15 protein-coding genes are annotated in these 21,243 nt (G+C 60.7%); 5 read left to right on the forward strand and 10 right to left on the reverse strand.

The window, feature by feature from the left end; genetic code table 11:
* Window positions 1–243 precede the first annotated feature (243 nt).
* Genes ACR0L9_RS10330 through ACR0L9_RS10345 form a run of 4 tightly spaced genes read left to right on the forward strand, consistent with a single transcriptional unit; the run spans window position 244 to window position 5,793 of the window.
* Window positions 244–2,340 carry a hydantoinase/oxoprolinase family protein gene (locus tag ACR0L9_RS10330; RefSeq protein WP_480895573.1) on the forward strand — a complete coding sequence of 699 codons (2,097 nt, stop codon included), beginning with the start codon at window positions 244–246 and terminating at the stop codon, window positions 2,338–2,340.
* The gene (locus ACR0L9_RS10335) at window positions 2,340–3,992 is read left to right on the forward strand and encodes a hydantoinase B/oxoprolinase family protein (protein WP_480895574.1); all 1,653 of its coding nucleotides are present in this window, start codon (window positions 2,340–2,342) and stop codon (window positions 3,990–3,992) included. Before ACR0L9_RS10330 ends, ACR0L9_RS10335 begins: the two co-directional genes overlap by 1 nt.
* Window positions 3,989–5,056: a pyridoxal phosphate-dependent aminotransferase gene (locus tag ACR0L9_RS10340; RefSeq protein WP_480895575.1), complete on the forward strand. Its 1,068-nt coding sequence runs from the start codon at window positions 3,989–3,991 to the stop codon at window positions 5,054–5,056. The genes ACR0L9_RS10335 and ACR0L9_RS10340 overlap by 4 nt, the downstream gene beginning before the upstream one ends.
* Window positions 5,053–5,793: an aspartate racemase/maleate isomerase family protein gene (locus ACR0L9_RS10345; RefSeq protein ID WP_170647024.1), complete on the forward strand. Its 741-nt coding sequence runs from the start codon at window positions 5,053–5,055 to the stop codon at window positions 5,791–5,793. Before ACR0L9_RS10340 ends, ACR0L9_RS10345 begins: the two co-directional genes overlap by 4 nt.
* A gap of 42 nt (window positions 5,794–5,835) precedes the next feature.
* Here ACR0L9_RS10345 and ACR0L9_RS10350 read toward each other — a convergent pair whose 3' ends face one another.
* Genes ACR0L9_RS10350 through ACR0L9_RS10380 form a run of 7 tightly spaced genes read right to left on the reverse strand, consistent with a single transcriptional unit; the run spans window position 5,836 to window position 14,607 of the window.
* Complete coding sequence (locus ACR0L9_RS10350) at window positions 5,836–7,374, reverse strand: trimethylamine methyltransferase family protein (RefSeq protein WP_170509326.1); 1,539 nt, start codon at window positions 7,372–7,374, stop codon at window positions 5,836–5,838.
* A 4-nt stretch (window positions 7,375–7,378) separates the two neighbouring features.
* Window positions 7,379–8,344: a D-2-hydroxyacid dehydrogenase gene (locus ACR0L9_RS10355; protein WP_170407393.1), complete on the reverse strand. Its 966-nt coding sequence runs from the start codon at window positions 8,342–8,344 to the stop codon at window positions 7,379–7,381.
* On the reverse strand, window positions 8,341–8,889 hold the full coding sequence (locus tag ACR0L9_RS10360; RefSeq protein WP_170423139.1) for an aminomethyltransferase family protein: 549 nt from the start codon (window positions 8,887–8,889) through the stop codon (window positions 8,341–8,343). The genes ACR0L9_RS10355 and ACR0L9_RS10360 overlap by 4 nt, the downstream gene beginning before the upstream one ends.
* A 2-nt stretch (window positions 8,890–8,891) precedes the next feature.
* On the reverse strand, window positions 8,892–11,729 hold the full coding sequence (locus ACR0L9_RS10365; RefSeq protein ID WP_480895576.1) for a 2Fe-2S iron-sulfur cluster-binding protein: 2,838 nt from the start codon (window positions 11,727–11,729) through the stop codon (window positions 8,892–8,894).
* On the reverse strand, window positions 11,729–11,992 hold the full coding sequence (locus tag ACR0L9_RS10370; protein ID WP_170407402.1) for a sarcosine oxidase subunit delta: 264 nt from the start codon (window positions 11,990–11,992) through the stop codon (window positions 11,729–11,731). Before ACR0L9_RS10370 ends, ACR0L9_RS10365 begins: the two co-directional genes overlap by 1 nt.
* Before the next feature lies 1 nt (window position 11,993).
* Window positions 11,994–13,235, reverse strand: a complete 1,242-nt coding sequence (locus tag ACR0L9_RS10375; protein WP_480895577.1) for an FAD-dependent oxidoreductase — start codon at window positions 13,233–13,235, stop codon at window positions 11,994–11,996.
* 16 nt (window positions 13,236–13,251) lie between these two features.
* On the reverse strand, window positions 13,252–14,607 hold the full coding sequence (locus ACR0L9_RS10380; RefSeq protein ID WP_480895578.1) for an MmgE/PrpD family protein: 1,356 nt from the start codon (window positions 14,605–14,607) through the stop codon (window positions 13,252–13,254).
* 203 nt (window positions 14,608–14,810) lie between these two features.
* On the opposite strand from ACR0L9_RS10380, the gene ACR0L9_RS10385 reads away from it, so the two are divergent.
* The gene (locus tag ACR0L9_RS10385) at window positions 14,811–15,698 is read left to right on the forward strand and encodes a LysR substrate-binding domain-containing protein (RefSeq protein WP_170423129.1); all 888 of its coding nucleotides are present in this window, start codon (window positions 14,811–14,813) and stop codon (window positions 15,696–15,698) included.
* Between the two features lie 16 nt (window positions 15,699–15,714).
* Here ACR0L9_RS10385 and ACR0L9_RS10390 read toward each other — a convergent pair whose 3' ends face one another.
* The 3 genes from ACR0L9_RS10390 to ACR0L9_RS10400 form a co-directional block, all read right to left on the reverse strand.
* Window positions 15,715–18,159: a GcvT family protein gene (locus tag ACR0L9_RS10390; protein ID WP_480895579.1), complete on the reverse strand. Its 2,445-nt coding sequence runs from the start codon at window positions 18,157–18,159 to the stop codon at window positions 15,715–15,717.
* A 21-nt stretch (window positions 18,160–18,180) separates the two neighbouring features.
* A complete protein-coding gene (locus ACR0L9_RS10395; protein ID WP_480895580.1) occupies window positions 18,181–19,431 on the reverse strand; it encodes an aminotransferase class V-fold PLP-dependent enzyme in 1,251 nt (416 codons plus the stop codon).
* 839 nt (window positions 19,432–20,270) lie between these two features.
* A complete protein-coding gene (locus ACR0L9_RS10400) occupies window positions 20,271–21,215 on the reverse strand; it encodes a substrate-binding domain-containing protein (RefSeq protein ID WP_480895581.1) in 945 nt (314 codons plus the stop codon).
* Window positions 21,216–21,243: the final 28 nt, after the last annotated feature.

The raw sequence follows: 21,243 nt of genomic DNA on the forward strand, positions 1-21,243 counted from the left end.
TCTGGTGGCCCGTGTCGGCAGATTTCTGGCCTGCAGAGACGATAGATGTCGCTTGCAGGCCTTTCTGTCGTAATCCAGCTTGCTGCCGCTATCTTGAAACTGCACATTTCGCCCATGACACAGACTGACATTCCGAATCCTACGGACCGCCGCGCAACCGGCTGTGATCTTGTGATCCTTGCATAAAGCAGGGCCTCGGGCCTTTTGCTTTACGCTGCGATTACAGAAATTTCGGAAGACCTCATGACAACTCAAACGCTGCGCCTGGCCATCGATATTGGCGGCACCTTCACCGATACGGTCCTTGTCTCTGGCGAAGAGACAATCCTGGCCTCCACCAAGACCCTGACCACCCATCAGAACCCTGCCGACGGCGCCATGGAAGGGGCCGCGCGAGTAATGCAGCAATCGGGCCGGACGCTGGATCAGGTGACCGGCTTTATCCACGGCACCACCCTGGCGACCAATGCGCTGATCGAACGTCGCGGCGCGGTGGTGGCGACGGTGACCACCGAAGGCTTTCGCGACATCCTGGAAATCGCGTATGAGCGGCGTTATTCGCAATACGATATCAACCTCGAGAAGCCTGACCTGCTGGTGCCGCGCGAGCGTGCTCTGACCGTGCGCGAACGCATGTCGGCGGGTGGTCAGGTATTGATCGAGCTCGAAGACTCGGCCATCGACGCACTGCTGGCCGATATCGACGCGAGCGGCGCAGAGGCCATAGCGATCTGCCTGATGCACGCTTATGCCAACCCCGCCCATGAACGCCGCCTACGCGATGTGCTGGCTGAGAAGCGGCCCGATCTGACCGTCTCGATCTCGTCCGAGGTCAGCCCCGAGGCGCGCGAGTTCGACCGGCTGTGCACCACCGTTGCCAATGCTTATATCCAGCCGCTGATGCAGACCTATCTGGCCCGTTTCGTCGACCGGTTCGAGGCCGAGGGCGTGACCTGTCCGATCCTGATGATGACGGCGGGCGGCGGCATGTGCACCGTGCGCACCGCCGCGCGTTTTCCGATCCGGCTGGTGGAATCCGGCCCCGCCGGAGGGGCCATTCTGGCCGCCCGCATCGCCGCCCGCACCGGGCTGGATCAGGTGCTGTCCTTTGACGTTGGCGGCACCACCGCTAAGCTGTGCCTGATCGACAAGGCCCGCCCGCAGACCTCGCGCCAGTTCGAGATCGCCCGCGCCGCGCGGTTCATAAAGGGCTCGGGCATGCCAGTGCGCATCCCGGTGATCGAGATGATCGAGATCGGCGCGGGCGGTGGCTCCATCGCCGGGGTGGATCGGTTGGGACGCCTGACCGTGGGTCCGAAATCGGCGGGGTCTGAACCCGGACCCGTGGCCTTCATGCGCGGCGGCACCGAGCCCACGGTGACAGACAGCGACATTACGCTGGGCTACATCGTGCCCGACACATTTGCCGAGGGGCATATCAAGCTGGACCCCGAAGGCTCCAAACAGTCGCTGAGCCGGGTGATCGGGTCGAAACTAGATCTCGATGCCGTTGGCTCAGCCGACGGCGTCAGCCGCATCGTCGACGAAAGCATGGCCAGCGCGGGCCGGATGCACGCGGTGGAATCGGGCAAGGATCTTGGACCACGCACGATGATTGCCTTTGGCGGCAACGGGCCGTTGCATGCCAGCCGGGTGGCACGATCCGCCGGGGTCAGCCGCATTGTAATCCCGCCCAATCCGGGCGTGGGGTCTGCCGTGGGCTTCCTGTTCGCACCCGTGTCGTTCGAAATCGTCCGCTCGCGCTATTCGTTGTTGGACAGCATGGACATGGATGAGATCAACGCGCTGTTCGACGCAATGATTTTCGAAGCCAAAGGCGTGGTTGCCCAGGGCGCGGGCGATGCCCCGACCGAAACCCAGCGCACCGCCTTCATGCGCTACAACGGTCAGGGTCACGAGATCGAGATCACCCTGCCCGACCGGCATCTGACGGCAGACGATATTGCACCGCTGACCACCGCCTTTGAGGAAGAATATCGCAAGCAGTTCTCACGCCCGGTGCCGGGGATGCAGATTGAGATTCTCAACTGGGCGGTGCGCGCCGCGACCCTTGACAGCGCCGTGCCACCAGTGCCCGCAACACCTGCATTGACGACCATCACCGCACCCGACACTTGCCCGATCACCTGCGATGTGGACGGGGCGCTGAAACAGGCCGCATTCGTGGCGCGGGCTGACCTGAACCCCGGCGATCACATACACGGCCCCGCTCTGATCCACGAACCGCAGACCACAACGTTGGTCTCGGCCGATTTCTCGGCCCATGTGGATGCCATAGGAAACCTCGTCCTGGTTCAGGACCAGAAAGGAGGCGCATGATGACGACCGATCTTTCCCCCGCCCGCCTGCAAGTGATGTGGAACCGTCTGCTGGCGGTGGTCGAAGAACAAGGCCAGACCCTGATACGCGCCGCCTTCTCCCCCATCGTGCGTGAGTGCGGCGATATCTCAGCCGGGATTTTCGACGTCAATGGTCGGATGCTGGCACAGGCGGTAACCGGCACGCCGGGCCATATTAACACCATGGCCGAAGCGGTGCAGCATCTGCGCGCCGCCTTCCCGGTTCAGACCATGAAACCGGGCGATATCTACATGACCAACGATCCGTGGCTGGCCTCGGGGCATCTGAACGACTTCCTGTTGATGATGCCCGCGTTCAAGGATGGCAAGGTGGTGGGCTTTACCTCGTGCACCTCGCATCTAGTTGATCTGGGTGGTCTGGGCATGGGCCCCGAAGGCTCCGACATCTATGACGAAGGGCTGCTGATTCCGCCCTGCAAACTGGTCGAGGAAGGCACCCCAAACGCGCTGCTGCTGGACATCATCCGCGCCAACAGCCGCGAGCCCATCGCCAACGAGGGTGACATCTATGCCCTGATCGCCTGTTGCGAGGCCGGGGTGAACCGGCTGGTTTCGATGATGGAAGAGTTCGGCCTGACCGATCTGGATGCGCTGGGGTCCTATATCATCGACACTTCGCGCCGTGGCACGCTTGAGGCCATCGCCGAGGTGCCCAAAGGTATCTACAAAAACGTCCTGAAAATGGACGGCTATGAGAATGAGCTGGAACTGCACGCCGCGCTGACCGTCAGTAAATCGGGGATGCATGTGGATTTCACCGGCACCTCGGGCTGTTCGCGCAAGGGCATCAACGTGCCGCTGAACTATGCCACCGCCTATACGGTGTTCGCGCTGCGCTGCATCGTCGGCTCGGACATCCCCAACAATGCCGGATCGCTGGAGCCGTTCACCGTCGACGGCCCCAAGGGCTGCATCCTTAACGCACAGCGCCCGGTGCCGGTCGCGATGCGGCACACGCTGGGTCAGGTGACACCCGATCTGGTGCTGGGATGTCTGCATCAGGCACTGCCTGATGCAGTGCCCGCCGAGGGCGCAAGCTGCATGTTCGACCTGCCCATGCGCCACGCCCCCGAGGTGGCCCGCGACGGTGGGCGCGAATTCGCAGTGGAACCGGTACATAATGGCGGCACCGGTGCACGGCCGCATGCGGATGGTCTGTCAGCCACCGCCTACCCCTCGGGCGTGTTCGGTTCGCAGGTGGAGATCACCGAAAGCGTCGCGCCGGTGACCATCTGGCGACGCGAGTTGCGCGCGGATTCCGGTGGCGCGGGCAAGTATCGCGGCGGGCTTGGGCAGCGGATCGAGATGACATCGGCCAACGGCGCACCCTTCATCGTGTTCCTGTCGGTCGAGCGGCTGAAATTCCCCGCCCTGGGCCGCATGGGCGGTCAGCCCGGCGCGCCGGGGCGCATCCGGTTCCGTGATGGCGACAGCGACTTTCCCGGCAAGGGAGAGCTGCGGGTCGAAGGTGGCGATTACCTGATCTTCGACACCCCGGGCGGCGGCGGTTTCGGCGACCCGGCAGACCGTGATCGGGACTCGCTGGCGCTGGACCTCAAACGCGGTCTGGTCAGCGCCGAGGGCGCCAAAGCCTACGGAGGTGACGCATGATCCGTCCGGTTTCTCATGTCGGCGCCATGGGCGCCTATGCGCTGGCCGATCTGGGTGGTGAAGGCACCATCTCGCTGGCGCAGAACGAAAGCGCCTTTCCGGCCAGTCCGTCCGCCGTGGCGGCCGGGCAGGCAGCGCTGGCTGATCTGACGCTCTACCCCGATCCCGAATGGCCCGACATGCGCGCGGCCATTGCCGGGGTACACGGGGTCGACCCGGCGCGGGTGCTGTGTGGCGCGGGCTCGATGGAGCTGATCGGCTGCCTGATCCGCGCCTTTGCCGGGCCCGGCGATCACGTGCTGGGCACGCAGTATGGCTATGCCTTCGTGGCCTCGGCCACGGCGCAGGCGCAGGCCAAATACGTCGCCGCGCCCGAGGTCGATCTGACCGTATCCGTCGACGCGGTTCTGGCCGCCGTCACCCCGGCGACCCGTATCGTGTTTGTCTGTAATCCGGGCAATCCCACCGGCACCCTGATCCCGAATTCCGAGATCCTGCGCCTGCGCAACGCGCTACCCGGCGACGTGCTGCTGGTGGTCGATCAGGCCTATGCCGAGTTCGCCGATGCCGCCAACGATCCGACTGAGGTTTTCGGGCTGGCGGACCGGGGAGATACCGTTATCACGCGCACCTTCTCCAAGGCTTACGGGCTGGCCGGGGCACGCGCCGGGTGGGGCTATTTCCCCACCGACATCGCCAGAGAGCTGCGCAAGCTGTTGAACCCCAACAACATCTCGATTGCCTCGCAGGCTGCGGCAGCGGCAGCGATGCGCGATCAGGTGCATATGCGGGACGTGGTCGCGAAAACGGCAACCATTCGCGATCGGTTCGCGCAGGACTGCCGCGATCTGGGGCTGATCGTGCCGGATAGCCACACCAATTTCGTGCTGATCCACTTTGCCTCGACCGAGCAGGCGCAACAGGCCGACGCCGCGCTACGGGCCGAGAAACTGCTGATGCGCGGTATGGGCGGCTATGGTCTGTCCGACTGCCTGCGCGCCACGATCTGCGACACGCCGGTGATGGATCGCTGTCTGGCCGTTCTGAGAAAGGTAACGTCATGAGCCACGAAACGCGTACCCGGGCCAAGATCGGAGTGCTGGTGCCCTTCACCAACACCAACCTCGAGGCCGACATGGCCTTGATGCGCTGCCCGGACACCACCGTGCATTTCCAGCGCATGGGTGGTTATGACGTGGATGAAATCCCCGGTTCTGACCAGATGGCGGGGCTTGGGGCCTCGGACATCAGCCACGATCTGCGGATGATCTCGGGCGTGCGGCCGGATGTGGTGCTGTATGGTTGCACCTCGGCCACACTGACCCATGGGCCGTCTTTCGACGCCGATCTGGCGCAACAGATCAAGGCCGGATCGGGGGCGCAATCGCTGACCGCCGCCGGATCGCTGATCGTCGCCATTCAGGCGCTTGGGGCAACGAAAGTGGGCTTTTCCTCGCCCTATCTGGGCGAGATCAACACGCAGGCGATGGATTTCATGGCCGCAAACGGTATCGAAACCGTGCGTTGCGCTGATGTGGGCCGCGAACTGGGCAATTACGGGCAGGGAGAGCTGACCCCGGACGAAGTTTATGACCTCGCCTGTCAGGCCGACCATCCGGACGCGCAGGCCATCGTGCTCAGCTGTACTGACATGCGCGCGGTCGAGGCGGTCGCGCGGATCGAGGACACGCTGGACAAGCCGGTAGTGACCTCAAATCAGGCGATGATGTTCTGCCTGATGCGGGCGCTGGGTCTGCCACGCCACGAGGCGCTGCCGGGCCGGTTGTTCGATCTGCTGTAACCGAACCGGGGCAGCGGTCGACCCCCTTGCCCCGATATTCCATCAGGGTTCGCCGCTGCCGATCTCTTCCTTGCGTTTGGCGATATAGGCATCCAGCTCCTCACGCACGGAGGGATCCATCTCGGGCATCTGATACTCGCGTAGCACCTGCTGCCAAACCTCGGTGGCGCGTTGCAGGGCGTCCTTGGCTCCGGCCGCCTCCCAGTTTTCATAGTTCTGCCAGTCGGACAGCATCGGTTTGTAGAACGCGGTTTCATAGCGTTCCATCGTGTGATCGACGCCAAAGAAATGGCCGCCAGTGGGCACCGATTTGATGGTGTCCAGGCCCAGTTCATCCGTGTTAAATTTCATCGGTTTGAGGAATTCCATCATGTTCTGGATGATCTCGATATCCATAACGAATTTCTCGTAAGATGCGGTCAGCCCGCCCTCAAGCCAGCCGGCGGCATGATAGACGATATTAGCCCCTCCCAGAACCGCGCCCCAGGTGGCCATCATCGTTTCGTATGCCGCCTGCAAATCCACCACGTTGGACGCATTTGCATTCGATGTCCGGTACGGAATGCCATAGCGCCGCGCCAACTGCCCGCCGACAATATTCGCCTTGGCATTCTCCGGTGTACCAAAGGCCGGAGCCCCAGATTTCATGTCCACATTCGAGGTGAACGAGCCATACATGACAGGCGCTCCCGGGCTGACCAACTGCGTCAGCACCACACCGAACAGCGCCTCGGCGTTCTGTTGCGCCAGCGCGGCAGGCAGCGTGACCGGTGTCATTGCCCCCATCAGAGTGAATGGCGTGACCGTCACAGGTTGACCATACTCGGCCATCGCGATCAGGCCGTCACCCATGGCATCGTCGAACAGGCGTGGAGAGTTCACCGAAATGATTGTGATCACTCCCGGATCGCCGCGCATGTCCTCAGGTTTCTGACCGCGCGAAATCGCCATCATGTTGATGCCATCCATCGCCCGCCCGCGCCCGATAGCGGTGCAGTGAAAGCTCAGGTCGCTATAGCTCAGGTTGGCGTTGTAGGTGTCCAGATGGCGGTTGTTGGCGGGCATTTCGATCGGGGCCATCACCTGATTGCCGATCAGATGGATAGCGTTGAAGTGATGCGCCAACCGGATGAAGTTGCAATAGTCATCGTAATTACCCTGACGGCGGCCATTGATACAGTCATGTACGTTCGGCGGCCCGGCAACCAAACCAAAATTCACATGATCGCCGCCCAGCGTAATCTGTTTCGCGCGGTTGCGAGAGGTCAGCGTGAATTCCGAGGGCACCGTTTTCAACGCTTCGGCGACAATGGTTTCGTCCATACGGATGGTCTTGGTGTCGCGGTCTACGATGGCCCCCGCGCGTTCGAAAATGTCCATAACATTGTCGCCCATCACCCGGATTCCGGCCTCGGACAGAATGCGCATCGAGGTTGTATGCAGCTGATCCATCTGTTCAGGGTTCAACAGCTCGAACGGCGGATAGCTGTTGCGCACCTGTTGCCAGGGCAGCTGTTCGATTCCCGCCGCCGCGCGCCCGGATTTGCCGCGTCGCCCGCCGCTGCGTCTGTCTCGTGCCATTGACCTAGTATCCCCGTTGTGGATTTACGATGTTGTTCAGCACCTCGCCCTTGCGATAGCGCATCAGGTTCTCGGAAAACATGCGGACCGATTTCAGATCCCAGCCGTCATAGACCGAGCTGCAGTGCGGTGTGACGATCACGTTGTCCAGTTCCCAGAACCTGTGCCCCTGAGGCAGCGGTTCGGTAACGAACACGTCCAGCGCCGCGCCTCTGATCCGGTTCTGTTCCAGCGCGGCCAGTAGAGGTGCTTCGTCAATTACCCCACCTCGCGAGACGTCGATTATCACCGTCGTCGGTTTCATGGCGGCAAAAGCCTCCGCCCCGACCAGACCGCGCGTGCTGTCCAGCAGTGGTACGCAAACGACGATAAAGTCAGCGCGTGGCCAGAGATCAGGCAAAGCCTCCATCCCGTGTACCTCGTCCACGTTGGGGGTCGGTTTCGGGCGGGCCCGTACACCGATTGTGTTCAGCCCCATAGCTTTGGCTCGTGCCGCAACAGCCTCTCCTGTTTTGCCAAGGCCGATGATCAGCACCGTCTTGCTGTCGATGGGCTCGACTTTGCCGCCGATCCAGTCCCGCCGCGCCTGCGCGGCACGAAAGCCCGGGAAATCCAGCGTGAAATGCAGCATCGCCCCCAGCGCATATTGTGCCATCATATCGGCGGCGACCCCGGCGGCATTTGTCACCGTTACCTCATCAGGGTTCCAAGGGTTCAGGTGATCGGTACCTGAGCCGCCGACCGAAGCCCATTTGATTTGCGGGTTCTCGACCAGTGCTGCGCGTGGAAAGCCGGGGGTGCCCGCAAAGCGAACGGAATAGACAACTTCAGCCCCTGTATCCTCGATCAAACCCGTGAGCGCCTCGTAGCTGTCGCAGGTGTGGATCGGCAGATCGGGATGACCTTCAGCAAGAACCGCACGGGCAGCGTCGGGGTTATCGGTGTGCAAGATCACGGTGGGGGATTTCATGCGGGTACCTCCGGTTGGAACTCGGCGCTGGCAATGGCTACCGCGTTGGCGAAAAAAGCAGTGGCGGCGACGTCGAAAAGGACATCGAACCCCACACCTTTGCGGTCGTTGCGCCATGTGATTGCCTCGACATAGCCCACGCGGGTCTGGGCGATCTTTCCCACTGGAAAGGCACCGGGCGACAGGTCGACCGGGCAAATCTTGGCCAGCAGATCGAACAGGCGCGGGCCGGTCAGGTGCATCATGGCCCAGGTTTCCTCGCGCCAGGAATAATAGCCCTTTGGCGTGGCGGCGACCTGCCACCGGGCATACAGGTCGGCAGGCGCATCCAGTACCACCACCTCTTCCTGACCCAGACGCAGAAGGCCATCGGCGGTTTCGTTGACGTCTGGCACCTTCAGGCCCCGCGATTGCAAAAACGCCACGGTGCCTCGGCCCTTGAGGCCAAAACGCGGCGTATGGGTCAGGTCCTGCAGGAAAATCTGCCCGGAAACCAGCGGTGTGCCTTCAGCAGCGCCCTTTGGGTCAAGCGGATAGGTTCGCATCATCACACCTCCTGCCGTTTGTTTTCAGGATCAAAGAAGGTGTGGCCGCGCACAGTTGTAACGACGCGCTTGCCATTGCGGCACTTCACCGTGACCTGCGATCCTTGCGTAGCGTCATCGCCATGCACATATGCCAGCGCGATATGGGTGTTCAGCGTCGGCGACCACAGGACCGAGGTCACATGCCCCACCGGTACATCGTCCCTCAGTACCAGACAGCTTTCCCCCGGTACATCTGGCCCGTCGAATGTCAGCCCGACCAGCTTGCGCGGCAGGCCTTTGTTTCGGCGCATCTCGGTTGAGCGCTTGCCCACGAAAAACGGCTTGGTCTTCGAGATCGCCCATTCGAACCCCAGCTCATCCGGCGAGGTCAGCGCGTCGGTGTCCTGACCAATCAGGATATGGCCTTTCTCCAACCGCAGAATCCGGCTGGCTTCCAGCCCGTAAGGGCGCAACTCGTGCGCGTGACCCGCCGCCATCACCGCATCCCACAGGGTGTGGGCATAGCTGGTGGGGCAGTGCAGCTCGTAGCTCAACTCGCCGGTGAACCCAATCCGCATGGCGCGCACTGGCACCCCGGCCACCATGCCGCTGCGCCCGTCGAGATAGGCAAAGCTATCGCGCGAGAAATCGATATCGCTGTCCAGCGCCTCGACCACGGAGCGCGCCTTGGGACCGGTAATGTTGAAGCCCGAGAAGGCCGAGGTGACGTGCAGCACATCCACATCCAACCGCCACTGCGCATTCCAGAACAACATATCCGAATAAACCCGCGCCACGGCCCCGGTGGTGGCGGTGACATAGAACAGATCCTCGGCCAGCCGATACGCCACGCCATCGTCGATCACCGTGCCCATTTCGTTTGTCATCAGGCAGTACCGGCAACGGCCCACAGGCTGCTTTTTATAGGCCATGGTGTAAATGCGGTTGAGGAATTCGCCCGCATCCGGGCCACGCACCTCGAGCCCGCCCAGAGTTGAAACATCCAGCACGCCGACCCCATTGCGCACCGCATGCACCTCTTCTTCGATAAGGCGCTTGGCGTCTTGTTTGGGGCCGTAGAAATAAGGCCGCCACCACGCTCCGACCGGGCGCATGTCCGCCCCCAACCGGATATGTTCGTGATGCAGCGCGGTGCGCCTGTCTGCCGGGTGATGATGACCAGACAGCACGCCCAGCGTTTCGGGGCCAAAGGGCGGACGGGCGGTAGTCACGCCGATCTGCCCGATTGTGCGGTCGGTCGCCTTGGCCACCACCCGGGCGGTGGCCAGCGCCGAGTGCCGCCCTTGTGACGGCCCCATACCAACTGTGGTAAAGCGCTTGATCAGCTCCAGCTCGCGATAGCCTTCCTTAACCGCGTTTTGCAGGTCCTTGATCTGAATATCCTCGTCCCGGTCGACAAAATCCTTGCCCTTGGGATGCCCGGCGATTGCCGGTTCGAAATTCGTCAACGAAGCCTCGACATCTTCGACCTGCGCGATGTCGCGGGTTGGCAGCCCCAGACGAGTCAACGCCGTCTGTGCCGCGCGTTGCGCATCGGCCACCACCGCATCAGGCGCAAAGACCCCGGCAACACCCCCGGCAATGCCCAGCGGAGCGTCTGGCAGAGACAGGGAAAACCGCGCCGCCGTTTCATTGTACCCAAGTTTCGCGCCAGCATGACAGGGCAGTTGCCACATTGGCGTATAGCCGACCGAAATCACCAACAGATCGCAATCCAGCCAGTCGCCGCCGACCTTTACACCCGCGACATGGGTCTTGCCACGCGCCTCGCCCACGGTGCCGTGAATGACACGCGTCCCCCTTGTTGACAGTTGCTGGCCAAGCTCGCCGCCGCTGCCGCCAGGGCGCGGATCAACCACCGCCGCCAGTTCTACGCCTGCGTCCAACAGATCCTGCGCCACCCGATAACCGTCGAGATTGGCGGCCAGTACCACCGCGCGCTTGCCCGGTTTCACACCATAGTGCCGCATAAGCCGTTGCGCGCCAGTGCCCAGCAAGATGCCCGGCAGGTCATTGTTTCGGAAGATCGCAGGCTGTTCGATGCAGCCGGTGGCCAGCAGAACCTCGCGCGCGCGCGTCTTGAACAGCTTGTTGCCCCGGATCAGCGACAGCCAGTTGTCCTCGAACCAGCCGTTCACCACTGTATCGGTCATGATGCGAAGGTTCGGCAGACTTTGCACGTTCGCCAGTAGGTCGGACAGCCTGTCGACATCGCGGCCATAGGTCAGCGCGCCGCCCAATACCGGCTCCTGCTCGGCCAGGATGACGTCAGCCCCGGCTTCGGCGGCTTCGATGGCAGCGGTCAACCCGGCCAGCCCCGCGCCGACGACCAGCAGGTCACAAAACAGGTTGGCCTTTTCGTAGTCTTCATTCGGTGCGTTGATATCCAGAACGCCCAGCCCCGCCTTCTTGCGGATCAACGGCTCCCACAGTTTCAGCCAGCTATTGCGCGTCGGGCCCATGAAGGTGCGATAATAGAACCCCACCGGCATGAATCGCCCCAGCTTGTCCATGAATGCGTCGCGGTCTCGCGCCAGTGATCCGTTGACGTTCTGCGCCATAACTTGCAGCCCTGCCGAAATCGGATGCCGGTCGGCCTGCACGTTCGGGTCCGAGGGCAGTTGCACCAGCGTATCGGCCTCGGTGCCCGCCATCGACATCGCACCGCGCGGTCGGTGGTATTTGAACGAGCGCGACAGCATCCACTTCCCCTGCCCGGCCAAAGCCGAGGCGATCACATCACCTTCGTATCCCTGAAACGCCTGCCCTTCAAAGCTGAACGATACCGTCGCATCTCGATCGATCCTGTTGCCCCAGGGTGCGGGAAGTCGGGCCATCACCTTTGCTCCAGCTCTGAGGGGTCAAAAGTGCGGATCACCTCGTTCGTGGTGGCGTTGCGCTCGGCCAGAAAGAAATAGTTCGAGGGCACGTGCCGCCACCATTCCACCAGCGTTCCGCGTGAATTGTCGGCGCGGAACAGGTGACGCGCCCAGTCCTGATCGCTGGTTGCATCCGGGTCGGGGTTGGCGCGCAGGGGGCCGAAGCTCTGGAATTCATTAATATTGCGGGGCCCGTTCATCGGGCAGATCAGGATCTTCATGTCAGTGGCTCGCGGCAGTTGCGCCCATTTCATTGAGCAGATCAAAGGTGGCGAAACGCTCCATTGTGAAGGGTTCGAGTATCGGCGCGACCTTCTGGTTGGCGATGGACTGCGCCATGTACTTGCCCGCCACCGGAGTAGCTTTGAACCCCCAGGTGCCCCAACCGCAATCTAGCCATAGGTTGGACAATGGGCTGGCACCCATGATGGGTGAGTAATCGGGCGTCATGTCGGTAATCCCGGCCCATTGTCGCAGCAGACGCACCCCGTGCAGGAACGGGAACAAATGTACCGCGCCTTCGGCCAGATGTTCTTTCATGTCCAGTGTCGAGCGGGTGGAATACAGCTGATAAGGGTCCGAGCCACCGCCGATCACGATCTCGCCTCGCGATGACTGCACCAGATAGGTGTGCAGGCTGACCGAACTGACCAGCGTGTGCAGCCACGGTTTCAGCGGCTGCGAGACCATCGCCTGCAACGGATAGCAACGGATCGGCAATTCTACCCCGGCTTTCATCGCCATATCGTAGTTCATGCCCCCGACAGCAATCATCACCTGCCCGGCACTGATATCACCGCGATTGGTGCGCACTTTTGTGATCTTGCCGCCGGCAGCGTCGAACCCTTCAACCTCGGTACGTTGATGAATTTCCACCCCGCGCCTACTGGCTTGCGCTGCATAGCCCCAGGCCACCGCATCATGCCGCGCAGTGCCTCCATCGGCGTGCCACAATCCGCCGATGATTTCCAACGGCCCGCCCTCATCCATATTCAGATGCGGGGACAGGTCCTTGACCGTCTGCGCATCAACGACCTCAATCCGGGTGCCCGCGTGTTTACCCATCTCGGCCCGCAGATGGAACGAGCGTATCGTCGCCTCGGTATGGGCCAGCGTCAGTTGACCGCGCTGGCTGAACATGACGTTGAAATCCAGCTCTTCGCTCATCTCCCCGTAAAGCTGCACACCTTCCTTGTAGAACGCGATGCCCTCTTTGGTGATGTAGTTCGAGCGGATGGTAGTGGTGTTCCGCGCGGTGTTGCCGCCCGCCAGATAACCCTTTTCCAGCACAGCCACATTGGTGATGCCGTGATACTTTGATAGGTAGTGGGCACAGGCCATTCCGTGGCCGCCACCACCTACGATGACCACATCGTAACTGGATTTAAGCTCTGGCGTGGCCGGAATGTCTCCGGTGACAGGGTAATCGGCGGATAGCCCGTATTTCAGCAGCCTTAGCGGCATTTTTGTTGTCCTGATTTCAGCGGTTGTCAGCGGCGTCATAAATCAGCGCGCCGAGATCCGAGAATTTGGCGTCCGGCGACTGCAACCCCAGAACCGCGTCGCGTATGGCGGCGGCACGGCTGACCCCCAGCGGTGGAGTGGCGAACTCCATGAACTTGGCAATCACTTCGTCACGGTCCATGGGTGCCTCGGGCCCGCCGCGCGCGTGGACGTCGCCCGACGCCAGTTCCCGCCCATCCGTCAAGGTCATGACGACATCAGCAACGCGGCTTTGAGGAAATCGGGCGGAATGGCGCGCGGTCTCGGCCACCGAGATACGGTCGACAATCGCCGCGACCAGCGGATCGGAGAGGCCCGCGCCGGTGATATGCTCGACCCCGATACGGCCGTGCGCCACCATCGTCGCCACAGCGAAGGGCAGCGAATACTGCGCCTTCGAAGTGTCATCCGGCATACCCTGAAACAGGCAGGCACTTTCGTGGAAAGTGTTCACCTGAATCGCGGCAATGTCCTGATGAGACAGGCCATATTCACGCATCAGCGCCCTGGTGGCGTCGATCGCTGCATGGGCCCAACGACAGATCGGATAGGGCTTCACATATTGATGTTCCATCTGCCAGAAGCTGCCCAGATCCCGCCAGTGATGCGCGACCTCATCCGCCTCTATGGTGATCGCCGGCGCGCCGGTAAATCCCTTCTCGGCCAGCACTGCCGAGGATACACCCACCAGCGCGCCCCAGCCCGAGCCGTCATGCAGCATGGTGGGGTTGGCAATCTCGCGCATCATTTGACTGCGCGGCCCGTGATATTCGGCGATGCCCATGGCCTGCCGCATCTGTTCCGCGCTCAGCCCGCGCAGACGGGCGGCAACGGCCACAACTCCCAACGCGTTCCATGCGCCGGAAGTGTGGTAGTCGCTGACTGTGTCATGCAACGAAATCCCGGCGCGCCCGGCGATTTCGTATCCAATAGTTACGGTCGCCAACGCCTCGGGGCCGGAAAAATCCGCGACCGTTTCCGCCAAAGCCGCCAGAACCGGCACAACGGCAACACCGATATGGCCCTTGGTGGGGTTATAGCCGTCATGGCCATCCAGATTATCGGTCTGAGTCGCAGCGGCATAAGCCGCGCCGGCAACGCTAACCTTGCGGCCATCGAACAGCATCCGTGCGCTGAGGCCCGGATCGCCCGCACCGTAAAGCGCCACTGCGCTGTCACGCGCGATCTGACCGGCCTGCATCGGTCCGGACCCGATGGTGATCCCCATCGTGTCCAGCAGCATCAGTGCTGCCGCTTCGAGCGCGCTGTCGGGGAAATCCTGCACCCTTCGATTTAGCGCAAACTTTGCGATAGTTTGAAATGTGTTGGTCACGATGCCCTACAGATGAGGTTTCGGGTTCGGCCAAAACCTAAGTGTGTTTGCCCATCGCAGCACGAAAACAATACGAGGGCAATGGCCCCGGAAAATTTGTAGCTTTGGCTCCGCTCCATTGTAGCATATGAACCAGATCAATTCCCGCCGCGAAACAGGATTCCCGGCGCACCACCCATCCGCCCGCCCAGGAATATGTCGCCATGATGAACCTGCCCCACCTGATCTTCCTGCGATCCTTCGAGGCCGCCGCCCGGTACCTCAGCTTTACCAGCGCGGCAGATGAGCTGAACTGCACCCAATCGGCCGTCAGCAACCATGTGCGTTCGCTCGAAGAGTTTTTGCAGCGGCCTCTGTTCGTGCGCCATGCCCGGTCATTGTCGCTGACCGACGTGGGCGAGGCGTATCTGCCTTCAGTGCGGCATGCTCTGCATGAGATTGACGTGGCCACACAATCGGTCATCCAGCGGTCACACACCCGCAAAGTCGTCGTGTCTTGCCCGGTCAGCCTGGCCGAGAATTGGCTACCAGACGTAATCCGGGGCTTTAGCGACCAGCACCCGGATATCGACCTGACGGTACACGGCACCGTCTGGATTGATGTCGAGCCGAACGTCTCGGACATTTCGATAACGGTCAATCATATTGACGATGTGACGGTGGGCGCGCGGCAGCTGTGGGCCGAAAAGCTTGCGGTCGTGTGCGCGCCCGAATTCACAGTCAATGGCGCGCAGCTGACCGATCCGGCGCAACTGCAAGAGGCACCTCTGATCCATATTCTGGGTCGTCCAGCTTATTGGGAACGGGTCGCACGCCATTTTGATCTGGCAGACCTGAACCAGAAGGAAGGGCTGCGGACCAACGCTTCAAATCTGGCAATGGAGATGGCGGCGAAGTCGTTGGGCTGCGTCGCTCTGCCCCGCTCTTTGGCCGGGTCTTATGTGGACCGGGGGCTGCTGATCGAACCGTTCGAATTCGATTTGGACAGCCCCTGGGCCTATTTCGTGCGTCTCAAGGAAAAACCCGTTTCACCGTCGGTCAGGCTGTTTCAGGACTGGCTGCTAAACGCCGCCGCCAGCATGAACCGCTGACCTGCAACGGGGCTTCTCAGGCAGCCCCTTCCAGTGCCGGTTTAACATCACGCAGGCGGTTTCCATCCGGGTCAAAAGGAGGCTCGGACAGGATTTTCGCTTTATGGGGCTTGCCAAGGATGAACACTTCGACCGTATCACCAGGTTGCGCGAACCCAGGGTTTATATAGCCAAGCGCTAGCGATTTGCCGACCGAATAGCCGTATGCACCGGATGTCACGCGGCCAACCGGGGTACCATCCGGGGTAAAAATCGGCTCACCGCCGGTAGCGTCGGCATCCTCGGAGACTTCGACCTCGAAGATTGACAGCACTTCGCGCGCGGCGTTGTCCTTGACCGACAGATACGCATCCTTGTGCAGGAAATCCTTGTCCAGCTTGATCAGGTCCGCCAGCCCGACCTCTTGCGGCCAGTATTCCTGCGAATACTCACGGCCCCATGAGCCATAACCTTTTTCGATCCGCAACGACCCCAGCGCGCGGCCGCCAACGGGGCCGCCATCCAGCAGCTTGGCCGCATCCAGCAGCGCAGCGTACAGGCGGGTCTGATCTTCTTCGGCGCAGTGCAACTCCCACCCTAGATCGCCGGTAAAGCTGACGCGGATGGCCAGACAGGTGACACCTGCAACCTCGATTGTGGCCGAGCGCATAAAGCGGAACGCCTCGTTCGACAGGTCTGCATTGGTCAGCCGCTGCAGCAGGTCACGCGCTTTCGGACCGGCGACGTTGAACCCTGCTATGCGGTCGGTGGCGACTTCGAAGGTTGTGTCCTTTGGCAGGTCGATCATGTTGAAAAAGCGTTGATGATAGCGCTCGGCCATGCCCGATCCGATCATCATGTATTCGTCATCGGCCACCTTGGTTATGGTGAAATCTCCAGCCACGCCGCCACGGACAGAGATCAGCGGCGTCAGGCAAGACCGCCCGATCACGGTCGGTACGCGGTTGGCGACCAAGTGATCCAGCCAATCTTGCGCACCGGGTCCTTTGATGATGTAGTTCGCAAAATTCGATATGTCGATGACGCCCACATTCTCCCGCAGCATCTGTACCTCACGTCCCACCGGCTCCCACCAGTTCTGGCGTGTGAAGCCGTTGGTTTCCTGCACGCCGGGCTGATCGGCGAACCATAGGGGATGCTCCCAGCCGCAGTTCAGACCAAAGACACAGCCCATGTCTTTCTGCATTTCAAAGGCAGGGCGGACTCGGGCGGGGCGACCTGCACTACGCTCCTCGTTCGGGAAGTGGATGGCAAAACGGTGGGTATACTGGTCCTCAACCCGTGCCTTGGTGAATTTTTTGTCGGCCCAGTCGCCGAAGCGGGCCAGATCCCATGCAAACATGTCGTATTGCGGCTCGCCCTCGATCATCCACTGCGCCGCCAGCAGGCCCAGACCACCCGATTGCGAGAAACCCGGGATCAGTCCGCCGCAGAGGAAATAGTTCTTCAGTTCGGGCACCGGACCCCACAAGGCGCTGGAATCCGGAGACCAGATCATCGGCCCGTTGATCACCCGTTTGACCCCTGCGGTGGCGGCAACTGGCACACGTTCGGTAGCGCGGATCACGTTTTCCATGATCCGATCCAAATCGTCGGGGAACAGGTCATGGGCAAAGTCCAGCGGCGTACCGTCCTCGGCCCAGAACTTCATGTCCTTCTCATAGGCCCCGATGAGCAATCCGTTGCCTTCCTGACGGAAATAGTACTCGCCATCCCGGTCTGCAATTGACGGAAGGCGACGGCCCAGATTGGCAACTTCTTCGATGGATTCAGTCACGAAGTACTGGTGCTCGGTCGGTTGCAACGGCAGAGTCAGCCCCGCCAGCGCCGCAACTTCGCGGCCCCAAAGACCAGCGGCATTCACCACCCATTGCGTGTGAATATCGCCCTTTGCGGTACGCACGATCCAAGACCCGTCGGGTTGCTGATCCGTACCTAGCACCGGACAGAACCGTTCTATGGTTGCTCCCATGGCGCGGGCACCGGCAGCATAGGCGTGGGGCACGCCCGAGGGATCCACATTGCCGCCATCGGGTTCATACATGATGCAGCGGATATCGTCGAACTGCGCCAGCGGGTGCAGTTCCTTGGCCTGCTCGCGACTGACCTCGTGGAAGTTCAAACCATAAAATTTAGCCTTGGCTTCCTGCAGGCGCAGCTGATGCTCACGTTCTTCGGTTTGCGCTAAATAGAGCGAACCTGGCTGGAACACACCGCAGCTTTGACCGGTTTCCTGTTCCAGCTCTATATACAGATTCATCGTATAGTGCTGGATGCGGGTGATATTGTTGTTGTCATGCAGCCCATGAATGTTGGCCGCCGCGTGCCAGGTCGAGCCGCTGGTCAGTTCGTCCCGCTCTAGCAGGACCACATCGGTCCAACCCAACTTGGCGAGATGATACAGAATTGAACAGCCGGCTAGGCCACCGCCGATTACAACCGCTTGCGCATGCGTTTTCATGTGCTTCCCCTCTCAAATGCCTCAGGCGGCGATGGTTTTCATTGCACCCAGAAACTGGGCCACTTCGGCGACGCTGTTGTAGTGGCACATCGAAACACGCACGCAGCTGTCCATGCCAAGCGGTGTCAAGATGTTGCCCGAGTAGTGATCGGCCTTGCGCAAATGCGTACGGATGCCTTGTTCGTTCAGTTGCTTGACCACATCGACCGACGGCACGCCCTCGACCTGCAGTGACACCAGCCCCTCGCGTGCAGGGTTATCGACACCGCCCAGAATGGTCACCTTCTCCATCTCGGCCAGCCCAGGCAGGTTGCCGGTTCCGCGGATCATCGCATCAGTCAGCGCTTTTTCCTGCTCATGGATCGCCTCTCCGGCAGCAACGAATTTTGCGCGCCGGTCGGTGGCGTCGCTGACCTGTGCGCCCAACCATTCGAAATAGCTGATTACGTCAGACATTGTAGCGTAAGAGCCGGTATCGCGTGTCCCCATTTCCCAATTGTCGGCGGGGCCGTCGATCAAGCTGTTATGTGGCAGCTTGGTCAGCCGGTCAGAAATCCAGGCCACCCCGTAACCATGGCGCGAGAACACCTTGTAGGGCGAGATCACATAGCCATCGACATCATAGGCGGTCAGGTCGATCCGGCCATGCGCGGCGTGCTGGATACCGTCGATTATGATGAAGCAATTGGGCGCAACGGTGCGGATTTCGGCAGCCACAGCCGCTACATCCACGCCCATACCGGTCACCGGCGAGGTGTGCACGATAGTCGCAACCTTTGTGTCCGGCGTTACCTGCGCCGCATAAGCATCTGCGGTGACGGTGCCTGTGGCGTCGTCATGGACCACCAGAACATGATCTTGCCCGGCCACCCCGGCCCAACGCGCGCAAGCGCTTCGGGTCGCGGGATGTTCCAGCGTTGTGCCAAGTACCCGACCGGTGGCGGTGCCCAGACAGGCGTTCATGATCAAACGAAACAGCAGCTCGGTCCCGCTTTCGCCGACAAAGAACTGGCCACCGGGGGCGTTCATGAACACGGCCATATCTTCTTTGGCCTTGTTGATTACCCGCACCAGTTCGTGACTTCCCGGGTTGTCGCGGCCCTGATTGTCAGGGACCGCAGCATAAGCCTGCGAGGTACCCACAACCGAATTCAGCGTCAGCGCCCCACCCGCGTTTTCAAAGAAAATACGCGGTCCCTGCTGCGGGCAGTGGTCAACCTGCGCAAATCGGGCACGGATTTGTTCAAGCAATTCTGGAGTGATTTTGGTCATCGGGAACCATTCCTGCGAAAATGTCATTCTGGCAAGATATATGCGCCCTTTTGCAAAACTACTCACAAAAAAACTTGGGGCATTGTGGGTGGAAATTGAGACCATCGAGCCAAGAGAGCTCAGCCACAAGAACAATATGGTTCGCGAATTTCAATTTCGTCGGCCCGATCACACCCTCACGCATGCCTTCGCTTGGTTGAGAAACCGCTGGTCAGGCCGACGATTTGTAACCTGAGCGTTGTTCTAGAGACATCGCTTTGCAGGACGGTGTTGAGAGAGTGACGATCCAACCTCATTGGCGCAGCCTGTACCGCCATCACAAACCAGACATCGTAGAAGCGGGCATGCATCCTGCATCCCAGATATTCCCATATCGGCTGGGGTATTTAGATAGATAGCGATTCATGCATTTGTTTACAGCAGTTTGGGATTTCGTCACGCCTTTCAGACCTGACTAATCGCCATTGTAAGAGATCACGAACTTGCCTTCGACGCGGCGATACCGCGAACCACTCACGCGCTGGTGGCGCATTCGTCGATGGTCAATAGCTTGTAACATATTGGTGTATAGAGCTTGCTGATTGAAAGCTGAAAAGTTAATCGCCTGCAACAGGTTAGCTTATGTCCAGACTTCGAGTATTAAATCAATTTGCCAAAATTTCTGCTAATTAGGCTTAAACCCATCATCGACGCACCAAGGACATACGCAGAGCAGCGACAGACCGGTGTTGCGACCCAAACGCCGTTGCCCCGCAAAACCTGACATAACCCACCCGAACGATGAACATTGGTTGTCCGGCCCACCAAAAAGGCAGGCCGAACAGAGTTAATAAGTACTTTTAGTCGTACAGAACGGCCGAGATCTTCGGGTCGTCAATATTCGAGGCATCGTAGTAGTAGAAGCCTGTGTCGATCAGACCTGGAACCTCTTCCCCATTCAGAGCCGCAACCGCTGCTTTCACAGTCTCATAGCCGATGCCCACAGGGTTTTGCGTGATCGCACCCGCCATCAGGCCGCTCTTGATTGCGTCTTTCTGGGCCTTGCCACTGTCATAACCGATGATCACCAAACCCTCGGTGCCCAGCTCCTGAACGCCATTCACAACGCCGATGGCCGAGCCCTCGTTGGTGCCGAAGATGCCATTCAGATCGGGGTTTGCTGTCAGGATCGCCTTTGTGACCTCGGTCGACTTCAGGTGGTCGCCCTGACCGTACTGAACTGTGACGACTTCGATATCCGGGTACTTCTCAGCCATGCGATTGACGAAACCGTCGCGGCGGTCGATGCCGGTTCGGCTGGTCTGGTCATGCGCGACAACCGCAACTTTACCCTTGCCGCCGATTTTTTCGGCCATCTTGTCGGCTGCAAGCCCAGCCGCCGCCAGATTGTCTGTTGTCGCAGTTGAAAGCGGGATGTCACTGTCAACGCCGCTGTCGAAGGCGATGATCGGAATGCCCTTTTCATTGGCCTGCTTCAAAAGCGGAATTGCGGCCTGACTGTCCAGAGCGGCAAACCCAATGGCTTTGGGGTTGTTGGCCAAAGCGGCAGCCAGCATGTCGATTTGGCGGTCCACCATAGTTTCGTTATCCGGACCTTCGAACGTGATGGTGACACCAAACTCGTCTGCTGCCTGTTCGGCGCCGGACTTCACCGCTTGCCAGAACTGATGTTGGAACCCTTTGGATACCAGTGGAATGTAAATCTCTTCGGCTACCGCCATCGAGGCGGGACCTGCCAGGGTGGCTGCGCTGAGCGCACCCAGAATGAAACGACGTGTTAACATGTTTTCTCCTCCAGTTGGTCGTTTTGGT

The organism is Ruegeria sp. I3 (genome assembly GCF_056532525.1).

What these genes read in the sequence shown, in the direction of transcription:
- ACR0L9_RS10330 (WP_480895573.1), top strand. Translation starts at nt 244, where the DNA reads ATGACAACTCAAACGCTGCGCCTGGCCATCGATATTGGCGGCACCTTC.
- ACR0L9_RS10335 (WP_480895574.1), top strand. Translation starts at nt 2,340, where the DNA reads ATGACGACCGATCTTTCCCCCGCCCGCCTGCAAGTGATGTGGAACCGT.
- ACR0L9_RS10340 (WP_480895575.1), top strand. Translation starts at nt 3,989, where the DNA reads ATGATCCGTCCGGTTTCTCATGTCGGCGCCATGGGCGCCTATGCGCTG.
- ACR0L9_RS10345 (WP_170647024.1), top strand. Translation starts at nt 5,053, where the DNA reads ATGAGCCACGAAACGCGTACCCGGGCCAAGATCGGAGTGCTGGTGCCC.
- ACR0L9_RS10350 (WP_170509326.1), bottom strand. Translation starts at nt 7,374, where the DNA reads ATGGCACGAGACAGACGCAGCGGCGGGCGACGCGGCAAATCCGGGCGC.
- ACR0L9_RS10355 (WP_170407393.1), bottom strand. Translation starts at nt 8,344, where the DNA reads ATGAAATCCCCCACCGTGATCTTGCACACCGATAACCCCGACGCTGCC.
- ACR0L9_RS10360 (WP_170423139.1), bottom strand. Translation starts at nt 8,889, where the DNA reads ATGCGAACCTATCCGCTTGACCCAAAGGGCGCTGCTGAAGGCACACCG.
- ACR0L9_RS10365 (WP_480895576.1), bottom strand. Translation starts at nt 11,729, where the DNA reads ATGGCCCGACTTCCCGCACCCTGGGGCAACAGGATCGATCGAGATGCG.
- ACR0L9_RS10370 (WP_170407402.1), bottom strand. Translation starts at nt 11,992, where the DNA reads ATGAAGATCCTGATCTGCCCGATGAACGGGCCCCGCAATATTAATGAA.
- ACR0L9_RS10375 (WP_480895577.1), bottom strand. Translation starts at nt 13,235, where the DNA reads ATGCCGCTAAGGCTGCTGAAATACGGGCTATCCGCCGATTACCCTGTC.
- ACR0L9_RS10385 (WP_170423129.1), top strand. Translation starts at nt 14,811, where the DNA reads ATGATGAACCTGCCCCACCTGATCTTCCTGCGATCCTTCGAGGCCGCC.
- ACR0L9_RS10390 (WP_480895579.1), bottom strand. Translation starts at nt 18,159, where the DNA reads ATGAAAACGCATGCGCAAGCGGTTGTAATCGGCGGTGGCCTAGCCGGC.
- ACR0L9_RS10395 (WP_480895580.1), bottom strand. Translation starts at nt 19,431, where the DNA reads ATGACCAAAATCACTCCAGAATTGCTTGAACAAATCCGTGCCCGATTT.
- ACR0L9_RS10400 (WP_480895581.1), bottom strand. Translation starts at nt 21,215, where the DNA reads ATGTTAACACGTCGTTTCATTCTGGGTGCGCTCAGCGCAGCCACCCTG.